The organism is Nocardioides sp. S5, assembly GCF_017310035.1.
GTDB lineage: Bacteria > Actinomycetota > Actinomycetes > Propionibacteriales > Nocardioidaceae > Nocardioides.
On sequence record NZ_CP022296.1, the window covers coordinates 3,307,899 to 3,327,630 of the forward strand.

Here is a 19,732-nt window from a genome sequence, read left to right on the forward strand (position 1 = left end):
CCGGGTCAGGAGTCGCCGAGCAGCTCGGGGGTCACCTCTCGCACCCGGCGAAGGTTGGGCATCGCGAGCTCGCTGCGCAGGTAGGCGTCCTCTGTCGGGGTCCCCCACCTGCTCACCACCGCGAGCCGCTCCCACTCAGCCACCTGCGGCACACGGGTCTGCGACTCGTAGTGGAAGAGCTCGCTGTTGGCGATGAACAGGACACGGAGGCCGGCGCGTCCGACCTTGTAGCAGAGGTCGACGTCGTTGAAGTTGGCCGGGAGCGTCTCGGTGAACCCGCCGATCTCGACGTAGGCCTCGCGGGTCATCGCCGCGCAGGCCGCCGTCACGCCCGTCACCTCGCGGCTGACGAACAGCTCCCCGAACGGGCCGGCCTCGTCACGCGTGCGGAACCGGAAGGGGTGGTGGTAGCCGGCGTTGAAGTAGGCGTGGCCGGCGTGCTGCACGGTCTGGTCGGCGTAGTAGAGCTTGGCACCGGTGAGGCCGACGCCCGGCTCGTCGAGCGGGGCCACGAGCTGCTCGAGCCAACCGTCGGAGATGGCCTCGACGTCGTCGTTGAGGAAGACGATGCGCTCCCCCGAGGCGTGGCTGACCCCGAGGTTCATCTTGGTGCTGAAGTTGAACGGGGCGTCGAAGGGCACGAGCACCAGCCGCTCGCCGGCGACCTCGCGCAGCTGGTCCAGGACGTAGGCCGGCGTCGGTGCGTCGTGCACCACGACCACCTCCACGTCCTCGTGGTCGGTGCGGGCGAGCGCCGAACGCACCGCCTCCACGACGAGGACGCGGGACTCGCCGAGGATGACGGCGGACTGGCCCATGGTGGGGATGACCAGCGAGACCCGGACCGCCGGGTCGAGCGCACGCCTGATCTCGTAGCGGCCCGGCTCCGCGCCGGCGACGGCGGTGGCCGCGACCCCCAGCCGGTCGAGGTGGTCCTGCACGGCTCTCAGCCCGGCGTCGTTGGCGTAGGGCTTGGCCTCGATGTCGACGGCGGTGGATCCCTCGACCGCCCGCCAGTGGTAGAGCACCTCGGGGACGTGGACGACCCGGCGCGCCTGCTCGGTGACCCTGAGCACGAGGTCGTGGTCCTGCGAGCCCTCGAACCCCTCCCGGAACCCGCCGACCTCCCGCACCAGCTCGGTGCGGAGCACCGAGAGGTGGGAGGTGTACATCTGGCCGCGCAGGCGCTCGGGCGACCAGTCCGGCTTGTGGAAGGTGGCGTAGAACCTGCCGTCTGCCCCGACCTTGTCCTCGTCGGTGTAGACGTAGTCGACGTCGTCGTGGCGCTCGATCTCGGCGGCGACCCGCGACAGGGCGGTGGCGGCGAGGAGGTCGTCGTGGTCGAGGAGCGCGACGAACTCTCCCCTCGCCGCGTCGAGCCCGTCGTTGGACGCGACGACGATGTGGCCGTTGGTGTCGCGCTCGATCAGGCGGATCCGAGCGTCCTCGGCTGCGTAGCGCGCGATGACGGTGGGCACGGCCTCGTTGGGCGAGAGGTCGTCGACCAGGATCATCTCCCAGTCCTCGAAGTCCTGGGCCAGCACCGACTCGATGCACTCCTTGAGCACGTTGAGCGGCGGGTCGTAGACCGGCGTGACGATGCTGAACAGCGGCGCCGGACGGCGAGGGCTCACCGCAGCGCCCTGCGGGCACGACGCACGACGCGCCGCGGGATCGACGCCCGCGCAGGAGGGGCGGCTTCGAGCTCGACTACCCGCTTGCGGGTGCGCTCGAGGCGCTGGCGGGTCTCCTGCAGCCTCCCCGTGAGCTCGTCGCGGCGCTTGGACAGGCCCTTGACCCGGCGCTGTGCCTTCTTGAGCTCCAGCGTGACGAGGCTGAGGTCGCGCTGCAGGCGCCCGTTCTGTGCCTCCAGCCCGATGACGTGGTCACGGTTGACCAGCACGCTGTGGCGCGCGTGGGCGACCTCGGCCCTCAGCCGGTCGGCCTCGGAGCTGTCGACAGGACGCTCGTCGAGCTGACCGCGCAGGACGTTGAGCTCACGGTCGGCCTCGAGGAGCGCGCGCCTCTTCTCGAGCAGCTCGGTCCGCACGCGGGCGTACTGCTGCTCGTAGCGCTTGGTGAGGTCGTGGAGGGTCGGCTCACCGCGCTCGAACACCACGGCCCAGGGGGCGATCATGCTGACGTCGACGTCCACCCGACGGAAGAAGCCACGCTCGGCGAACCAGGCCGCCCACTGCTCGCCGGGGTTGGTGTTGACGTGGGTGGGCTCGTCGTGGTCCTCGGGGCTCGAGGAGAACAGCACCCGGTCGGTGACCGCGGTGAGGTGGTCGATCGCCAGCTGCGCGTCGCCCTCCGACATGTGCTCGAGCACCTCGATGCACGTGACCAGGTCGTAGCGCCCCGCGATGGGCTCGGTGGCGGAGGCGACGCTCAAGCGGTCGCGCACGTCCTCGTGGGCACTGGCGACGGCATGTGCGGAGATGTCCAGTCCGTGCGCCTCGACACCCTGCACCGTGAACGACTGGACGAGCAGCCCGCGGGCGCACCCCACGTCGAGGACCGAGCCGGGGTTGAACGCCCCGATGAGCCGGTCGGCGACCGACATGAAGAAGCTGCGCCAGTGCTCGTTGTCCCAGGAGTAGTCCCCGTGACCACCCAGGTGGGCCTCGTTGTAGTAGGCCTGGCCGTAGTCGACCGACGTCGTTCCCTCGTGGGTCATCAGACTCCTTCGTCGCGTTCCCGGCACGCAGGTTAACCCACATCCGGACCGCGGCAGTCCAGCGCGTCGCCCCCCACCAAAGGGTGCGACCCGGCGGTCAGACGACCGAGAGCGGCAGCAGCGTCTGGCCCGTCGGGCCGACCTGGATCTCGGTGCCCATCTCCGGGCACACCCCGCAGTCGTAGCACGGGGTCCAGCGGCAGTCCTCGATCTCGATGTCGGCACCGTCGGCGGCCGCGAGGGCGTCCTCCCAGTCACCCCACAGCCAGTCCTTGTCGAGGCCAGAGTCGAGGTGCTCCCAGGGCAGCACCTCGTCGTAGTCGCGCTCGCGGGTGGTGTACCAGTCGACGTCGACGCCCGTGCCGGCGAGACCGCGCCCGGCGGCCTCCATCCAGCGGTCGTAGGAGAAGTGCTCGCTCCAGCCGTCGAAGCGGCCGCCGTCACGCCAGACCTCCTCGATGACCCGCCCGACGCGCCGGTCGCCTCGCGAGAGCAGTCCCTCGACGATGCCGGGCTTGCCGTCGTGGTAGCGGAAGCCGATCGCGCGAGCGAACAACTTGTCGTCACGCACGGTGTCGCGCAGCTTCTTCAGCCGCGCGTCGGTGGCCTCGTGGTCGAGCTGTGCCGCCCACTGGAACGGCGTGTGCGGCTTGGGCACGAACCCGCCGATGGAGACGGTGCAGCGGATGTCGTTGCGGCCGGAGACCTCGCGGCCGGTGGCGATCACGCGCTTGGCGAGCTCGGCGACCTGCAGCACGTCCTCGTCGGTCTCGGTGGGCAGGCCGACCATGAAGTAGAGCTTCACCTGGCGCCAGCCGTGGGAGTACGCCGCCGCGACCGTGCGGATCAGGTCCTCCTCGCTGACCATCTTGTTGATGACCTTGCGCATCCGCTCCGAGCCGCCCTCGGGTGCGAACGTCAGGCCCGAGCGGCGACCGTTGCGGGAGAACTCGTTGGCGAGGGTGATGTTGAAGGCGTCGACACGCGTGCTGGGCAGCGAGAGGGAGACGTTGGTGCCCTCGTAGCGGTCGGCGAGGCCCTTGGCGACCTCCCCGATCTCGGTGTGGTCGGCGCTGGACAGCGACAGCAGGCCGACCTCCTCGAAGCCGGACTTGCGGATGCCGTTCTCGACCATCGCGCCGATGGTCTCGATCGAGCGCTCGCGCACCGGGCGGGTGATCATGCCCGCCTGGCAGAAGCGGCAGCCGCGGGTGCAGCCGCGGAAGATCTCGACCGAGAAGCGTTCGTGCACCGTCTCGGCGAGCGGCACGAGCGGGTTGGCCGGGTAGGGCCACTGGTCGAGGTCCATCAGCGTGTGCTTGCGCACCCGGAACGGGATGCCCGGACGGTTGGGCACCACGGCCTCGATCGAGCCGTCGGCGGCGTAGGCGACGTCGTAGAAGCGCGGGACGTAGATGTTGCCGGTCACCGCGAGGCGGCGCAGCAGCTCCTCGCGACCGCCGGGGCGGCCCTCGGCCTTCCACTCGCGCACCACGTCGGAGATCGCGAGCACGACCTCCTCGCCGTCACCGAGCACCGCGGCGTCGACGAAGTCGGCGATGGGCTCGGGGTTGAAGGCGGCGTGGCCGCCGGCGATGACGACGGGGTGGTCCTCGGTCCGGTCGGCAGCGTGCAGGGGGATGCCTGCGAGGTCGAGGGCGTTGAGCATGTTGGTGTAGCCGAGCTCGGTGGAGAAGCTCAGGCCGAACAGGTCGAAGGCGCCGACGGGACGGTGGCTGTCCACCGTGAACTGCGGGATCGGGCCCTGCTCGTCACCGGTGCGCATCACCTGCTCCATGTCGGGCCACACCGAGTAGGTGCGCTCGGCGAGGATCCAGTCGCGCTCGTTGAGCACCTCGTAGAGGATCTGCACGCCCTGGTTGGGCAGGCCCACCTCGTAGGCGTCGGGGTACATCAGCGCCCACCGCACGGTGGGGCCACCGGTCTCGGAGCTGGCGGCGCAGTCCCAGTCCTTGACGACGGAGTTGAGCTCGCCGCCGACGTACTGGATGGGCTTCTGCACCGACGGCAGCTTGCCCTCCAGGCGCGGGAAGACCGACGCGACTGACATGCTCGGGAACACCTCGATCGGGGGTGGGGAACAGGGGAGGCAGGGCGCGGACGTCGACCGGACGGCGCGACGCCTCGATCCGCAAGGGTACGTCGCCGCGCCCGGCGCGGCCTACTCAGCGAGGTGCGGGGAGCAGGCGGGTGGGCACCGCGCCCGCGGAGCGCAGGTGGATGTTCTGCAGCAGGCCGAGGGCGAGCATGCCGGCGAAGAGCGAGCTGCCGCCGTAGGAGACGAACGGCAGCGGGACGCCCGTGACGGGCATGATCCCCAGGCACATGCCGATGTTCTGGAAGCCCTGGAAGCCCCACCAGCAGGCGATGCCGGCCGCTGCGACCCGGCCGAAGAGGTCACCGGCCTGGGCGGAGATCGCGAGCGCGCGCCAGATGACGACGGCCAGCAGCAGGATCAGGATGCCCGCCCCGACCAGGCCGAGCTCCTCACCGGCCACGGTGAAGATGAAGTCGGTGTGCTGCTCGGGCACGAAGCCCGACCGGGTCTGCGAGCCGTCGAAGAGCCCCTGCCCGAACAGGCCGCCGTTGCCGACCGCGATGCGCGCCTGCTCGGTGTTGTAGCCGGCCCCGCGCGGGTCGAGCGTCGGGTCGGTGAAGGCCAGGAAGCGGTCGACCTGGTAGGGCTTGAGCACCCCCATCGAGACGGCGGCGATCGCTCCGCCGCCCCCGGCGAGGGTGAGCCCGACCAGCCAGCGCCGCGAGGCGCCGGCGACCGCGAGGACCCCGAAGACGGTGGCGGTGAGCACCAGCATGGTGCCGAGGTCGGGCTGGAGCAGGATGAGGACGGCCGGGATGCCGGCGATGGCGAGCATCGCCGCCACCTCGAGGCTGCCCACGCCACGGCCCCAGCGGCGCTCGGTGCGCTCGGCGACGACGAGGGCCATGCCGATGACCACCGCGAGCTTGGCGAACTCCGACGGCTGGATCGACATGCCGCCGACCTGGAGCCACGAGCGCGAGCCGTTGATGGTCGAGCCGGCGACGAGCACCATCACGAGACCGCACACGCTGGCGACGTACGCCAGGGGCGCGAGGATGCGCACCCAGCGGTGGTCGGTGGCCACGACGGCCACCATCAGCACCAGCCCGATCGCGACGTTGACCAGCTGCTTGCGCAGGTAGGCGTCCGGGTCGCCCCCGGTGAGGTCCGCGCGCGTCGTGGTCGCCGACCAGACGAGCAGCGTGCCGACGGTGACCAGCGCCAGCGCGGCGCCCAGCAGCAGCCAGTCGAGGCCGGGTGCCCGCATGCCTGCAGACTGGCCCGGGCGCCCGGGACGCGCGGCGGGACGGTTGCTGAGGACGGTCACGGCGTCACTCCCCTGCCTCGGCCGACGGCTTCACGGCCGGCGGCATGATCGAGCCGTCCTCGAGGAACTGCGGCAGCCGGGCGGGCGGAACGGTCCCGGGGGTGGCGGCGCGGGCAGGGCGCACGGTCTCGCCCTCGATGCCGTAGAGCGCCTCCCAGATCGCGCGGATCCCGTCGCCGGTGGAGCCGGACCCGGTGCCGCCCTGGCTGATCATCATCACCACGACGTAGTCCTCGGAGTAGGACGCGACCCAGCCGGTCGACTGCTTGCCGTAGACCTCGGCGGAGCCGGTCTTGGCGCGGATGGTGACCTCGTCGATCGGGAAGCCGCCGAGCTTCCACGCCATCGTGCCCACCCGCGAGACGTTCTCGAGCGCGCTGTCGATGTAGTCGAGGTACTTCTTCGGCACGTCCACGCGACCGGACCTGCGCGGCGCGATGCGGCGCAGCACCTCGCCCTCGGGGCTGACGATCGCCTTGGCGACGGTCGGCTCCCAGAGGATGCCGCCGTTGCTGAGGGCTCCGTAGGCGCGGGCGAGCTGGAGCGGGGTGACGATCGTGTCGCCCTGGCCGATCGAGAAGTTCACCGCGTCGCCGGCGCGGTAGAGGTTGCCCTCGAGGCAGAACTCCCGGGCGAACGTGTAGACGAAGTCGCTGGTGTCCTCGGTCTGCGGCTTCTCGCTCAGGTCGCAGTAGTAGTCCTTCTGGGACTCGTAGTAGTCCTGCTTCCACTGCCGGTCCGCGATGCGGCCGGGCGCCTCGCCGGGCAGGTCGATGCCGGTGCGGGAGCCGAACCCGAACTCCTTGGCCTCCTCCACGAGCGGGTCGCGCGCCCCGATGTCGGCGGGGTCGCTGCCGTAGCGCTGCCAGAAGTCGTAGCCGATGCGGTAGAAGAACGTGTTGCAGGAGACCTCGAGCGCCTTGGCGAAGCCGATGTTGCCGTAGGCGCCGGACTCGTAGTTCTTGAAGACCCGGTTGCCGACCTGGAAGCCCGAGGAGCACGGGAGCGTGGTGTCCATCGCGTAGCCGTTGGTCAGCGCGCCGGCGGTCATGAAGGGCTTCCACGTCGAGCCGGGGGCGAACTGGCCCTGCGTGACGCGTGAGAGCAGCGGGGTGCCGGCCTCCTCGGAGTAGAGGCGGGCGAGCTGGGACTCGCTGATGCCGCCGGTCCACACGTCGGGGTCGTACGTCGGTTGGCTGGCCATGGCGACGACCCGGCCGGTCTTCGCGTCGAGCACCACCGCGGCACCGGAGTCCGCGGCGTACTTGCGCCCGGTCACCGAGTCGAGCTGGGTGCGCTGGAAGGCGATCCGCTCGGCGAGCTGGCGCTCCACGACCGACTGCACCTTCGCGTCGATCGAGGTGACCAGGGTGTCGCCGGGGGTGCTCTCGACGAGCGAGTCGTCGCCCAGCACGCGGCCCATCGAGTCGACGGCGACGCGGCGGTAGCCGGGCAGCCCGCGCAACCACTCGTCGTACTGCTTCTCGACGCCGGCGCGGCCGACGACCGAGGCGCCGTTGAGGGAACGGTCGTCACGCTCGGCGGCGAGGTCGTACTCGTCCTCGGTGACGGGGCTGAGGTAGCCCAGGACGTGGGCGAGGTTGATGCCGAAGGGGCGCGGGTAGGACCGCACGCTCTGCTGCTCGGCCAGGACGCCGGGGTAGTCCTCGGGCTGCTCGAGCACCCGCAGCGCCACGTCCTTGGAGACGTCGGTGGCGACCGGGACGGGCTGGTAGGGCGAGCCGTTCCAGCACACCTCGGGGACGCTGCCGGGGTCGCCGCACGTGACCAGGCTCGCCTCCACGTCGGCGGGGTCGGTCTCCACCGCGACGGCCACGCGGCGCACCAGCTCGGTGCGCTGGCGCTCCTCGAGCTTGCCGAGCAGGGTCCGGTCGACCGAGATCACCCACGAGGTCCGGTTGGCCACGAGCGGGCGGCCCTGGCTGTCGACGATGAGCCCGCGCTGCGGCTGGACGACGATGTCGCGCACCGACTGGTCGGCGGCCTGGGCCTGGTAGGACTCGCCGCCGATGACCTGGAGGTAGTAGAGGCGGACGAAGAGCGTGGCGAACAGCGAGAAGGCCAGCACCTGCACCACGACCAGGCGCAGCCGGCTCCGCTGGCTGGACGGGCTCACGTGGTCGCCCACTGGGGAGCGAGGCGGGCGAAGAGCTTCATCAGCGGCGGCAGCACGAAGGGCGTGAGCAGCACGTCCCACACGAGGGCGACCAACACGACCTCGAGCAGGCCCGAGACCGACATCGCCGGGTCGTCGAGCAGGATCCCGGACAGGGCGAAGATCGAGGTGGCCGCGAAGGACGCGGCCGCGACGGTGCCCACCACGGCGAGCGCGCTGGGGCGTACGTCCTGGCGCACCCGTGCGGCGAGGAAGGCCGCGATCGTCAGGGCCAGCGCCCACCGCCCGGCGACGTGGTCGGCCGGCGGGGCGAGGTCGAGCACGAGGCCGGCGGTGAAGCCGAGGACCAGCGCGAACGGCGCCTCGACGGTCAGCGCCGCCGCGACGACGACCAGGAGGCAGAGGTTGGGCACGATGCCGTTCCACGCCAGGTGCGGGAAGAGGGAGACCTGCACGACGAGGGCGACGAGCACCGCACCGAGCGCGGCGAGCCAGCGCAGCTGGGTCATCTCAGGCTCCCGTCGGCCTCGATGACGGCGCGGTCGCTCCCGGAGCCGCTGGGCACCATCACGCCCACCACGTCGAGGGCGGAGAAGTCGACGAAGGGCTTGACGACCGCGCGCTGGGAGGCCTCGCGCAGCGAGCTGTAGACGTCGGTGATCGTGCCGATCGGCACACCGGGGGCGTAGGGGCCGGTGGTGCTCCCCCACGTCACGACCGTGTCGCCGCGGGCCGGGACGGAGGCGTCGTCGACCAGGCGCAGGTCGAGCCCGGTCTCCTGGTCGAGCGAGCCGCTGCCGGTGACGAAGCCGATCTCCATGCTCGACCCGACGCGACCGCCGACCGTGGAGTCGGGGTCGATGACCAGCAGCACGGTCGCGGTGCTGCGGGTGACCCGGAGCACCCGGCCGACGAGGCCCTCGTCGTTGACGACCGTCATGTCCGGACCGAGCCCGGCGGCGGAGCCGGCGTCGATGGTGACCGTGAGGCTCTGCGCCTGGCGCGGACCCATCGCCACCACGCGGGCCGGGACGAGGGCCGAGCCCAGGTCGGCCGCGGCGGCGGTGAGGCCGTCGTACTGCTCGAGGCGGTTGCGATCGAAGCCGGCCAGCTCGACCTGGCCGCGCAGCTCGGCGTTGCTGGCCTCCAGCTCGCGCACCTCCTCGGCGAGGTCGCCCTTGCTGCGGAACCAGTCCGGCACCGCGGTGAAGGGGCGTACGGCGGTGGCCGCGGCGGACTCGGCGGGGCCGAGGGCCTCCCCGACCACGCGGCGCGCCGGCTCCAGCGGCGAGTCACCACCACCCGAGACGTCGAGCGTGATGAGCGTGATGCTGGCCAGCACGAGGGCCACCAGCAGCGAGCGCGGCGCGCGGTTGCGCGACTCGAGCCGGTCGAGGCCCTTCCAGCGGCGCTCCCGGCCGTCGTGTCCCCCCCAGGCACCCATCAGAAGCGCCTCGGGTCCGACACGAGCACCTGCTGGAGCGCCTCGAACTCCTCCACGCACTTGCCGGCGCCGTAGGCGACCGAGGAGAGCGGGTCCTCGGCGACGTGCACGGGCATGCCGGTCTCGTGGCGCAGCCGCTCGTCGAGGCCGCGGAGCATCGCACCGCCGCCGGTGAGCACGATCCCGCGGTCCATGATGTCGCCGGCCAGCTCGGGCGGCGTCTGGTCGAGAGTGGTGCGGACGGCGTCGATGATGTTGTGCAGCGGCTCCTCGAGCGCCTGGCGCAGCTCGGAGCTGGAGACGACCACGGTGCGCGGCAGGCCGGAGACCATGTCACGCCCGCGGATCTCGGCGTCCGGCTCGGTGGGGAGCGGGAAGGCCGAGCCGAGGGTCATCTTCATCTCCTCGGCGGTGCGCTCCCCCAGCATCAGGGAGTACTCCTTCTTCATCCACGCGATGATCGCCTGGTCGAGGTCGTCGCCCGCGGTGCGCACCGAGATGCTGGTGACGATGCCGCCGAGGCTGATCACGGCCACCTCGGTGGTGCCGCCGCCGACGTCGACGACCATGTTGCCGGTGGCCTCGTGGACGGGCAGCCCGGCGCCGATCGCGGCGGCCATCGGCTCCTCGACGATGTAGACCTTGCGGGCGCCGGCCTGGTAGCCGGCCTCCTTGACCGCGCGCTGCTCGACCGCGGTGATGCCGCTGGGCACGCAGATGACCATGCGGGGCTTGGCGAAGTAGCGGCGGCGGTGCACCTGGTGGATGAAGTAGCGCAGCATCTGCTCGGTCGCCTCGAAGTCGGCGATGACGCCGTCCTTGAGGGGGCGGATGGCGGCGATGTTGTCGGGCGTGCGCCCGATCATCCGCTTGGCCTCGTGGCCCACGGCGAGGACCTCGCCGGTGGTGGTGTTCATCGCGACGACCGACGGCTCGTCGAGCACGACGCCCTTGCCGCGGACGTAGACCAGCGTGTTGGCCGTGCCGAGGTCGACGGCCATGTCGCGGCCGATGATGCCCCCAGTCGTTCTGTTCAGTGCCATGCCGCTGTGCCCTCAGGTCGGTCGTGCCGGGAAGAGGGGTCAGCAGCCCTCCCGCCGACCCTGACTCAGGTTAAGGAGCAGCGTCGCCTGTTCCCGGGAGGACACGCGCGGGGCAGGTGGGACTCAGGTGAAAGATGCCTCGCTCACGGGAACCGCGAGCGAGCTCGCGTCAGTCCGGGAGCTCGGAGAACCAGATCCCGATCTCACGCGCCGCCGACTCCGGGGAGTCGGAGCCGTGCACGATGTTCTGCTGGACCGCCACGCCCCAGTCGCGGCCCAGATCGCCGCGGATGGTGCCGGGCGCGGCAACGGTCGGGTCGGTGGCGCCGGCGAGGGAGCGGAAGCCCTCGATGCAGCGCTCGCCCTCGATGACCACGGCAAGCACCGGGCCGGAGAGCATGAACTCCACCAGCGGGGTGTAGAACGGCTTGCCCTCGTGCTCGGCGTAGTGCTCGGCGAGGATCTCGGGGGTCGCGCTGCGCAGCTCGACGGCCGCGAGCGTGTAGCCCTTGGCCTCGATCCGGCGGAGGACCTCGCCCGAGAGGCCACGGCGTACGCCGTCGGGCTTGACGAGGACGAGGGAGCGCTGGACGTCGGTCATGGCCGCAGCCTAGCGAGGCCGGGCCGACGGGTGGCGGCTAGCCCTGCTCGGCTCGGTACGCCGCCCACGCCGCGGCGCGCTCGCGCTCGATCTTGCGACCCAGGCCGTCAGCGGTGGCCCAGAGCACGGCGAAGACGAGCCCGAGGCCGAACATCACCGGCACCACGAAGCCCAGCGCGATCGCGCCGACCTGGACGGCATAGCCGACCAGGTAGGCCCACTCGGCGCGCAGCATCCCGGCCAGCAGCAGGCACACGACGGCCAGACCGAGGCCGATGGTGATCGCGGTGCCGGCGGCGACACCGGCGATGGTGATCATCACGGGCGTGGTCAGCCCGAGGGTGATCGCCTCGAGGCTGAGGACCGCCGCACACATGCCGCGCCGCGGCGAGCGCTGCGTGTTGGCGGGGTCGGGCGTGGGGTCGGGCGCGGTGTCGGGTGCGGTGTCGCTCATCGTCGTCCCTTCAGCAGGCTGCGCGCCTCGCCGACCGTGACCACCGACCCCGTGACGAGGACGGCGCCGGAGCCGATCGAGACGTCGATCGCCTCCCCCGCCTCGGCGAGGGTGGCGCCGCGCTCGATGGCGTCGGACAGGTCGGGCACGACGCTGACCCGGTCCTCGCCGAAGACCTCGACCGCGGCCCGGCCGAGCGCAGCCGCCGACATCGAGCGCGGGGTCGAGTTCTGCGTGCAGACCAGGTAGGCCAGGTGGGGCTCCAGCACGTTCAGCAGGCCCTCGTGGTCCTTGTCCTCCATCACGCCCATCACGCCCACCAGCGGGCTGAAGGCGAACGAGTCCTCCAGTGCGGCGGCGAGGGCCTCGGCGCCGTGCGGGTTGTGGGCGGCGTCGAGGACGATGGTGGGGCTGCGCCGGATGATCTCCAGCCGTCCCGGGGAGGTCACCTCGGCGAACGCGGCGCGCACGAGGTCCTCGTCGAGCTCGCCGCTGCCCGCGAAGGCCTCGACGGCCGCCAGGGCCACGGCCGCGTTCTGCGCCTGGTGGGCGCCGTAGAGCGGCAGGAACACGTCGTCGTACGCCCCCCGCAGGCCTTGCAGCGACACCATCTGACCGCCGACGGCGGGCGTGCGGGACAGGACGCCGAACTCGACGCCCTCGCGGGCGACGGTCGCGCCGACCTCGGCCGCGCGCTCCAGGAGGACTGCTGCGACCTCGGGGGTCTGCTCGGCGAGCACCGCGACCGAGCCGGGCTTGATGATCCCGGCCTTCTCGCGCGCGATGGCGACCGGGTCGTCGCCGAGGTACTTGGCGTGGTCGACCGCGACCGGGAGCACGACGGCCACGTCGGCGTCGACCACGTTGGTGGCGTCCCAGCTGCCGCCCATCCCGACCTCGACCACGGCGACGTCGACGGGAGCGTCGGCGAAGGCGGCGAAGGCCATCGCCACGATGGTCTCGAAGAAGCTGAGCGGGTGGTCCTGGTCCGCGTCGACGAGGTGGGTGTAGGGGGCGACCTCGTTGAAGGCCCGCACGAAGGCCTCGTCGTCGAGGGGCTCGCCGTCGATGCTGATCCGCTCGCTCATCCGCTCCAGGTGCGGGGAGGTGAAGCGTCCGGTGCGCAGGTCGAGGGCCCGCAGGAGCGTCTCGATCATCCGGCTGGTGCTGGTCTTGCCGTTGGTGCCGGTGAGGTGCACCGCGCGGAAGGACCGCTGGGGCTCGCCGAGGAGCTCGGTGAAGGCCTGGATGCGGTCCAGGCTGGGCTCGAGGCGGGTCTCGGGCCAGCGCGACAGCAGCGCGTCCTCGACCTCGTCGAAGGTCTGGGCGAGGCGCGGGGCGTCGCCGGGGGCTGCGTGGGGCTCAACGTCGGGGTCAGTCATCTCGCCCCGAGTCTAGGGCCGCGCGCCCGAGGGCTCAGATCCGCACGACGTGCTCGGCCATGTCGACCACCGGGGCGTAGCCGAGGCCGCTGTAGATCTTGTTGGACGTCGGGTTGGACAGGTCGGTGAACAGGCACATCCGGTGCCCGGCCTCGAGGCCCCGCCGGGTGAGCTCGCCGACGACGTACGACGCGATGCCGTGCCCGCGGTGCTCCCGCGGCGTGAAGACCGGGCCGATCCGCGAGACGCCGTACGTCGGCAGTCCCGCGCCGCTGAGGTGGGCAACGGTCCCGTCCGGCAGCTCCCACAGCCACTCGATGCCCTCGCGGATCCGGACCAGGACGCTGTCGAGCGTGTTGTGCTCCCCCGAGGTCGGGTCGGGCTCGCGGCCGGCTTGCTCGTCGGCCTCGGCGCGGAACGCCTCGAACCACGACAGCACCAGCCCCGCGTCGTCCTCGGTGGCCCGCCGCAGCCGGCCGTCCGGGGGCGGCGGCACCTCGACCGAGATGGCCTCCCACAGCCGGGTCGCCTTGCCGGTGACCACCTCTCCCCCGGCCAGCCGGGCCGTCTCCCGCGCCAGCGTCGCCGCACCGGGCAGGGCGCCGTTGGACCCGCCGAGGAGCTCCCCGCGCTCGTGCAGCGCCTCGGCCAGTGCCCCGGCGGCCTCGTCGTCCATCGGCATCGCGAAGGTCGGGTGCGGACGGAAGGGGGCGGTGCGCATGGCGGCCGACACCACCGTCCCGGCGTCGTCACGCACGACCACCCACCAGCGGGCGAAGGGGGCGTCCACCGCGGCCCAGGAGTCGTGGCCGTCGGCCAGCTCACGGGCCGTCCGCTGGCTCACGCTGGCGATCACGCTGCCGAGGTCCGGGTCCTGGGCGAGCAGCCCGCCGGCCGCGTCGAGGAAGGGTCGTGGGGTGTCGAAGAACTCCAGCTCCATGGCGCGACGCTAGCGACCACGGCAGTCGGGGTGATACTCGTTTTCGCAGGCCGGAGGCCCGTCAATAGACTCCCGGCATGACTGAGAACCCCACCCAGACCCCGGACGCGACCACGAGCACCGACCAGCGTGCCGTCGTCGTACCCGAGCGTCCGGCGCTGGAGGGCCTGGAGGACAAGTGGTCCCGGGCGTGGGCCGACGACGACACCTACGCCTTCGACCGCACCCAGCCGCGGGAGAACGTCTACTCCATCGACACCCCGCCCCCGACCGTGAGCGGCTCGCTGCACGTCGGCCACGTCTACTCCTACAGCCACACCGACCTCATTGCGCGCTACCAGCGCATGCAGGGCAAGGCCGTCTTCTACCCCATCGGCTGGGACGACAACGGCCTGCCGACCGAGCGCCGCGTGCAGAACTACTTCGGCGTGCGCTGCGACCCGGCCCTGCCCTACGACGCCGACTTCACGCCGCCGGAGAAGCCGGACCCGAAGAAGCAGGTGCCGATCAGCCGGCCCAACTTCATCGAGCTGTGCGAGCAGCTCGTGGTCGAGGACGAGAAGGCCTTCGAGGCGCTGTGGCGCCAGCTCGGCCTCTCGGTCCAGTGGAACCCGACCTACACCACGATCGGCGACCACTCGCGCACTGTCAGCCAGCGCGCGTTCCTGCGCAACTACGCCCGCGGCGAGGCGTACCTCTCCGAGGCGCCGACCCTGTGGGACGTCACCTTCCAGACCGCGGTGGCCCAGGCCGAGCTCGAGGCCCGCGACTACCCGGGCGCCTACCACCGCGTGGCGTTCCACAAGCCCGACGGCAGCCCCATCCACATCGAGACCACCCGCCCCGAGCTGATCCCGAGCGTCGTGGCGCTGATCGCGCACCCCGACGACGAGCGCTACCAGGACGTCTTCGGCACCACGGTCACCTCGCCGGTCTTCGGCGTCGAGATCCCGGTCCTCGCCCACCACGCGGCCGAGCCCGACAAGGGCGCCGGCATCGCGATGTGCTGCACCTTCGGCGACCTCACCGACGTCATGTGGTGGCGCGAGCTGAGCCTCCCGGTCCGCACCGTGGTCGGACGCGACGGGCGGCTGCTGCGCGAGACGCCCGAGTGGCTCGCCTCCGAGGCGGCCTCCACGGCGTACGCCGAGCTGGCGGGCAAGACGACGTTCAGCGCCCGCGAGGCGATGGTCGGCCTGCTCCGCGGGACCGGCGACCTCGACGGCGAGCCCAAGGCGACCCAGCGGATGGCGAACTTCTACGAGAAGGGCGACAAGCCGCTCGAGATCGTCGCCACCCGCCAGTGGTACATCAAGAACGGCGGCCGGGACGCGGCGCTGCGCAAGGAGATGCTGGTGCGCGGGGAGGAGATCACCTGGATCCCCACCCACATGAAGCACCGCTACGACAACTGGGTCGGCGGCCTCAACGGCGACTGGCTGGTCTCGCGACAGCGCTTCTTCGGCATCCCGTTCCCGGTCTGGTACCCCCTCGACGCCGACGGCGAGCCCGACCACGACCACCCGCTGATGCCGTCGGAGGACCAGCTCCCGGTCGACCCGTCCACGCAGGCCCCGGAGGGCTACACCGAGGACCAGCGCGGCAAGCCCGGCGGCTTCGTCGGGGACCCGGACGTGATGGACACCTGGGCGACCTCGTCCCTCACCCCCCAGATCGCGGGCCAGTGGGGCGTCGACGAGGACCTGTTCTCGCGCGTCTTCCCCTACGACCTGGCCACCCAGGCGCACGACATCATCCGCACCTGGCTGTTCTCCCGGGTCGTCCGCTCCGACTTCGAGCACCAGGTGGTGCCGTGGTCGCACGCGATGATCTCGGGCTTCATCGTCGACCCGGACCGCAAGAAGATGTCGAAGTCGAAGGGCAACGTCGTCGTCCCGACCGACATCCTCGACAAGTACGGCGCCGACGCGGTGCGCTGGCGTGCGGCGATCGGCCGTCCCGGCATGGACTCGCCGTTCGACGAGTCGCAGATGAAGATCGGGCGCCGCCTGGCGATGAAGGTGCTCAACGCCTCCAAGTTCGTCCTCGGCAACGTCGGCGCGACCGAGATCGTCCCGAGCGCCGTCAGCGCGCCGGTCGACTGTGCCCTGCTCGGCGGCCTCGAGATCGTCGTGCGCCGCGCGACGGAGGCCTTCGACGCCTACGACTACACCACCGCGCTCGAGGTCACCGAGAAGTTCTTCTGGGAGTTCTGCGACGACTACCTCGAGCTGGTCAAGGAGCGCGCCTACGACACCGACGGCGGCGCCGCGACCGAGTCGGCCAAGGCCACGCTCGCGATCGCGCTGCACACCCAGCTGCGACTGCTGGCGCCGTTCCTGCCCTACGCCACCGAGGAGGTCTGGTCGTGGTGGCAGGACGGGTCCATCCACCACGCCGCCTGGCCCACCGCGGCCGACCTCGGCGCGGCAGCCGCGGCGCAGCCGCTGGTCCTCGATGCCGTCGCCAACGCGCTCACCGGCATCCGGGGCGCCAAGTCGCAGGCGAAGGCCAAGATGCGCGCTCCGCTGTCGCGGGTGGAGATCACCGGCCCCGCCTCGCTCGTCGAGGCAGCCCAGCAGGCGCAGGACGACCTGCGTGCCGTCGGCACCATCGTCGGCGAGCTCGTCTTCGTCACCGACGACTCGACCACCGAGCTGCGGGTCACCGCCGAGCTCGCCCCGACGGAGGAGTGACCGGGGCCTGACCGTCACGAGCGGTGCCTGAGCCTCCCGAGCCCTCGGACGTGGCTGGGGCACCGTTGGTGCGCGTTGGGGGCCGGGGGCCCGGCGCTCAGCGGTGCGAGCGAGCACCCTTCGCGGCGTCGCGCTCGGCCTTGCGGTCCGCCTTGGCAGCCTCGCGCTCGGCCTTCCGCTGCGCCTTGGCAGCCTCACGCTGAGTCTTGCGGTCCGCCTTGGCAGCCTCGCGCTCGGCCTTCTGCTGCGCCTTGGCAGCCTCACGCTGAGCCTTGCGGTCCGCCTTGGCAGCCTCGCGCTCGGCCTTCTGCTGCGCCTTGGCAGCCTCACGCTGAGCCTTGCGGTCCGCCTTGGCAGCCTCGCGCTCGGCCTTCTGCTGCGCCTTCGCGGCTTCGCGCTCAGCCTTCCGCTGCGCCTTCGCGGCCGCACGCTCAGCCTTGCGGTCCGCCTTGTCCGACGCTGCCGTCGGTGTCGGGTTGGCGGGCACGGTGACCGCGGCACGAGCGACCTTCGGCGCCTTCAGGGTCGCCGCCGACGTGGTCGCGGGGGCCGGAGCGGCGGACGGCGCCGTCCCGCCGATCGGCTGCGCGCTCAGCTCGGCCGGCAGGCTCACCGCGGCGGGCTCAGCCGTCGCCGGCGACGCCTCGGCCGGCGGTTCGACGACCGCGGCGGCGATGGGCCTGGCGGGCTGGAACAGGTCCTCGAGCGCCCAGCCCCGGCCGATGGACAGGGTCATCAGGACGGCGCAGAGCACAGCCACGAGAGCGAACCCCACGAGCGGCCGCTTCTGGTCAACCCCCACCGGTTCCCCTTCCCACATGCTGACGAGACGTCAGTGTGTCCGGGTCATGACGCGTGATCACAGCAGATGGCCCGGAATAGTCCGAAATGACTAGTTCGGACCAGTCACTACGGACTACTCGGAGGGGTCAGGCCGACTTCTTCTTCCGGCCCTCGGCCTCGCGGAGCACGAGCGTCGGGGCCACGTCGTCCTCGACGGTCTCGCGGGTGACGATGACCTTGGCGACGTCACCGCGCGACGGCACGTCGTACATCACGTAGAGGAGGACCTCCTCGATGATCGCGCGCAGGCCGCGGGCGCCGGTGCCGCGCTCCAGCGCGGCGTCGGCGATGGAGTCGATCGCCTCGTCGGTGAACTCGAGCTCGACGCCGTCGAGGTCGAAGAGCTTCTGGTACTGCTTGACCAGGGCGTTGCGCGGCTCGGTGAGGATCTGCACGAGAGCCTCGCGGTCGAGCTTGCTCACGCTCGCGATCAGCGGGAGGCGCCCGATGAACTCGGGGATCAGGCCGAACTTCGTGAGGTCCTCGGGACGGACCTGGGCGAGCAGGTCGTCGCTGTCGCGCTCGGCCTGGCTGCGCATCTCGGCGGTGAACCCGAGGGACTTCTTGCCCACGCGCTGCTCGACGATCTGCTCGAGCCCGGCGAAGGCACCACCCACGATGAAGAGGATGTTGGTGGTGTCGATCTGGATGAACTCCTGGTGCGGGTGCTTGCGACCACCCTGCGGAGGCACCGACGCGGTGGTGCCCTCCAGCATCTTGAGCAGTGCCTGCTGGACGCCCTCGCCGGAGACGTCGCGCGTGATCGAGGGGTTCTCCGACTTGCGGGCCACCTTGTCGATCTCGTCGATGTAGATGATGCCGGTCTCGGCCTTCTTGACGTCGTAGTCGGCCGCCTGGATGAGCTTGAGGAGGATGTTCTCGACGTCCTCACCGACGTAGCCGGCCTCGGTCAGCGCCGTGGCGTCGGCGATCGCGAAGGGGACGTTGAGCATCCGCGCGAGGGTCTGGGCGAGGTAGGTCTTGCCGCAGCCCGTGGGGCCGATGACGAGGATGTTGGACTTCGCCACCTCGACGACGTCCTCGCGCGCCTTGCCCGTCACCGGCTGGAGGCCGGCCTGGACGCGCTTGTAGTGGTTGTAGACCGCGACGGCGAGCGACTTCTTGGCGTGCTCCTGGCCGATCACGTAGGAGTTGAGGAACTCGAAGATCTCCTTGGGCTTGGGCAGCTCCTCGAGGCTGACCTCGGAGCCCTCGGCGAGCTCCTCCTCGATGATCTCGTTGCAGAGCTCGATGCACTCGTCGCAGATGTAGACGTTGGGTCCAGCGATGAGCTTCTTGACCTGCTTCTGGCTCTTGCCACAGAAGTTGCACTTCAGCAGGTCGCCGCCGTCACCGATACGTGCCACGAGTCGTGTCCTCCAGTCTCGCCGGGTGGGGGTTCCCGGCGTTCAACGCCTTGCACTGCTTCCTTGTCACAAGCCCCACGACGGTACCCCGACCCGGCCCCCGGCGGGGGCCGGACACGGGATGTCGGCGAGCCTCTTTGTGCACCTCAGGTGAGGGCGGGAGCACCCTTGCGGGACTCGATGACGGCGTCGATGAGGCCGTACTCGACCGCCTGCGCGGCCGTCAGGATCTTGTCGCGCTCGATGTCGGAGCTGACCTGCTCGATGCTCTTGCCGCTGGAGTCGGCGATCATCTGCTCGAGCAGCTCGCGCATGCGGAGGATCTCGTTGGCCTGGATCTCGATGTCCGAGGTCTGGCCGAACGTGCCCTCCGTGTAGGGCTGGTGGATCAGGATGCGGCTGTTGGGCAGCGCCATCCGCTTGCCCTTCGCGCCGGCACCGAGCAGGATCGCCGCCGCCGAGGCCGCCTGACCCAGGCACACGGTCTGCACGTCGGGCTTGATGAAGCGCATCGTGTCGTAGATCGCGGTCAGCGCGGTGAACGAGCCACCGGGGCTGTTGATGTAGATGCTGATGTCGGTGTCGGGGTTCATCGTCTCCAGGCACATGAGCTGGGCGATGACCGCGTTGGCGACGTCGTCGCTGATCGGCGTGCCGAGGTAGATGATGCGCTCTTCGAAGAGCTTGGCGTAGGGGTCGATGCGACGGAAGCCGTAGGACGTCCGCTCTTCCCACTGCGGGATGTAGTAGTTCATG

The 19,732-nt window shown here is 71.1% G+C and carries 16 protein-coding genes; 1 reads left to right on the top strand and 15 read right to left on the bottom strand.

What is annotated here, in order from left to right; translation table 11 throughout:
* Nucleotides 1-5 precede the first annotated feature (5 nt).
* From CFI00_RS16355 to CFI00_RS16410, 12 genes are all read right to left on the bottom strand, one after another.
* Nucleotides 6-1,634, bottom strand: coding sequence for a glycosyltransferase (locus tag CFI00_RS16355; RefSeq protein ID WP_207082129.1), 1,629 nt, complete (start codon nt 1,632-1,634; stop codon nt 6-8).
* Nucleotides 1,631-2,680, bottom strand: a complete 1,050-nt coding sequence (locus tag CFI00_RS16360) for a class I SAM-dependent methyltransferase (RefSeq protein WP_207082130.1) — start codon at nt 2,678-2,680, stop codon at nt 1,631-1,633. Before CFI00_RS16360 ends, CFI00_RS16355 begins: the two co-directional genes overlap by 4 nt.
* A gap of 97 nt (nt 2,681-2,777) precedes the next feature.
* Nucleotides 2,778-4,751, bottom strand: coding sequence for a TIGR03960 family B12-binding radical SAM protein (locus tag CFI00_RS16365; protein WP_207082131.1), 1,974 nt, complete (start codon nt 4,749-4,751; stop codon nt 2,778-2,780).
* 115 nt (nt 4,752-4,866) lie between these two features.
* Nucleotides 4,867-6,009: a rod shape-determining protein RodA gene (gene rodA, locus CFI00_RS16370; protein ID WP_207082132.1), complete on the bottom strand. Its 1,143-nt coding sequence runs from the start codon at nt 6,007-6,009 to the stop codon at nt 4,867-4,869.
* 64 nt (nt 6,010-6,073) lie between these two features.
* Nucleotides 6,074-8,206 (bottom strand): penicillin-binding protein 2, encoded by a 2,133-nt coding sequence (mrdA, locus tag CFI00_RS16375; RefSeq protein WP_207082133.1) that lies wholly within the window; start codon nt 8,204-8,206, stop codon nt 6,074-6,076.
* Nucleotides 8,203-8,715 carry a rod shape-determining protein MreD gene (gene mreD / locus CFI00_RS16380; RefSeq protein ID WP_207082134.1) on the bottom strand — a complete coding sequence of 171 codons (513 nt, stop codon included), beginning with the start codon at nt 8,713-8,715 and terminating at the stop codon, nt 8,203-8,205. Before mreD ends, mrdA begins: the two co-directional genes overlap by 4 nt.
* The gene (gene mreC, locus CFI00_RS16385) at nt 8,712-9,650 is read right to left on the bottom strand and encodes a rod shape-determining protein MreC (RefSeq protein ID WP_207082135.1); all 939 of its coding nucleotides are present in this window, start codon (nt 9,648-9,650) and stop codon (nt 8,712-8,714) included. The genes mreD and mreC overlap by 4 nt, the downstream gene beginning before the upstream one ends.
* The gene (locus tag CFI00_RS16390) at nt 9,650-10,693 is read right to left on the bottom strand and encodes a rod shape-determining protein (RefSeq protein ID WP_207082136.1); all 1,044 of its coding nucleotides are present in this window, start codon (nt 10,691-10,693) and stop codon (nt 9,650-9,652) included. The genes mreC and CFI00_RS16390 overlap by 1 nt, the downstream gene beginning before the upstream one ends.
* 169 nt (nt 10,694-10,862) lie before the next feature.
* Nucleotides 10,863-11,294 carry a nucleoside-diphosphate kinase gene (gene ndk / locus CFI00_RS16395; RefSeq protein ID WP_207082137.1) on the bottom strand — a complete coding sequence of 144 codons (432 nt, stop codon included), beginning with the start codon at nt 11,292-11,294 and terminating at the stop codon, nt 10,863-10,865.
* A 37-nt stretch (nt 11,295-11,331) separates the two neighbouring features.
* Nucleotides 11,332-11,748: a DUF4233 domain-containing protein gene (locus CFI00_RS16400; RefSeq protein ID WP_242532443.1), complete on the bottom strand. Its 417-nt coding sequence runs from the start codon at nt 11,746-11,748 to the stop codon at nt 11,332-11,334.
* The gene (locus CFI00_RS16405) at nt 11,745-13,130 is read right to left on the bottom strand and encodes a cyanophycin synthetase (protein ID WP_207082138.1); all 1,386 of its coding nucleotides are present in this window, start codon (nt 13,128-13,130) and stop codon (nt 11,745-11,747) included. Before CFI00_RS16405 ends, CFI00_RS16400 begins: the two co-directional genes overlap by 4 nt.
* 34 nt (nt 13,131-13,164) lie before the next feature.
* Complete coding sequence (locus CFI00_RS16410) at nt 13,165-14,070, bottom strand: GNAT family N-acetyltransferase (protein ID WP_207082139.1); 906 nt, start codon at nt 14,068-14,070, stop codon at nt 13,165-13,167.
* Nucleotides 14,071-14,147: 77 nt separating this feature from the next.
* Here CFI00_RS16410 and valS point away from each other — a divergent pair, with 77 nt between their 5' ends.
* Nucleotides 14,148-16,766, top strand: coding sequence for a valine--tRNA ligase (gene valS, locus CFI00_RS16415; RefSeq protein ID WP_207082140.1), 2,619 nt, complete (start codon nt 14,148-14,150; stop codon nt 16,764-16,766).
* A 97-nt stretch (nt 16,767-16,863) separates the two neighbouring features.
* Here valS and CFI00_RS16420 read toward each other — a convergent pair whose 3' ends face one another.
* The 3 genes from CFI00_RS16420 to CFI00_RS16430 form a co-directional block, all read right to left on the bottom strand.
* A complete protein-coding gene (locus CFI00_RS16420; protein ID WP_207082141.1) occupies nt 16,864-17,526 on the bottom strand; it encodes a hypothetical protein in 663 nt (220 codons plus the stop codon).
* Between the two features lie 169 nt (nt 17,527-17,695).
* On the bottom strand, nt 17,696-18,976 hold the full coding sequence (gene clpX, locus CFI00_RS16425) for an ATP-dependent Clp protease ATP-binding subunit ClpX (protein ID WP_207082142.1): 1,281 nt from the start codon (nt 18,974-18,976) through the stop codon (nt 17,696-17,698).
* Nucleotides 18,977-19,122: 146 nt separating this feature from the next.
* Complete coding sequence (locus CFI00_RS16430; RefSeq protein WP_207082143.1) at nt 19,123-19,731, bottom strand: ATP-dependent Clp protease proteolytic subunit; 609 nt, start codon at nt 19,729-19,731, stop codon at nt 19,123-19,125.
* Nucleotide 19,732 lies beyond the last annotated feature (1 nt).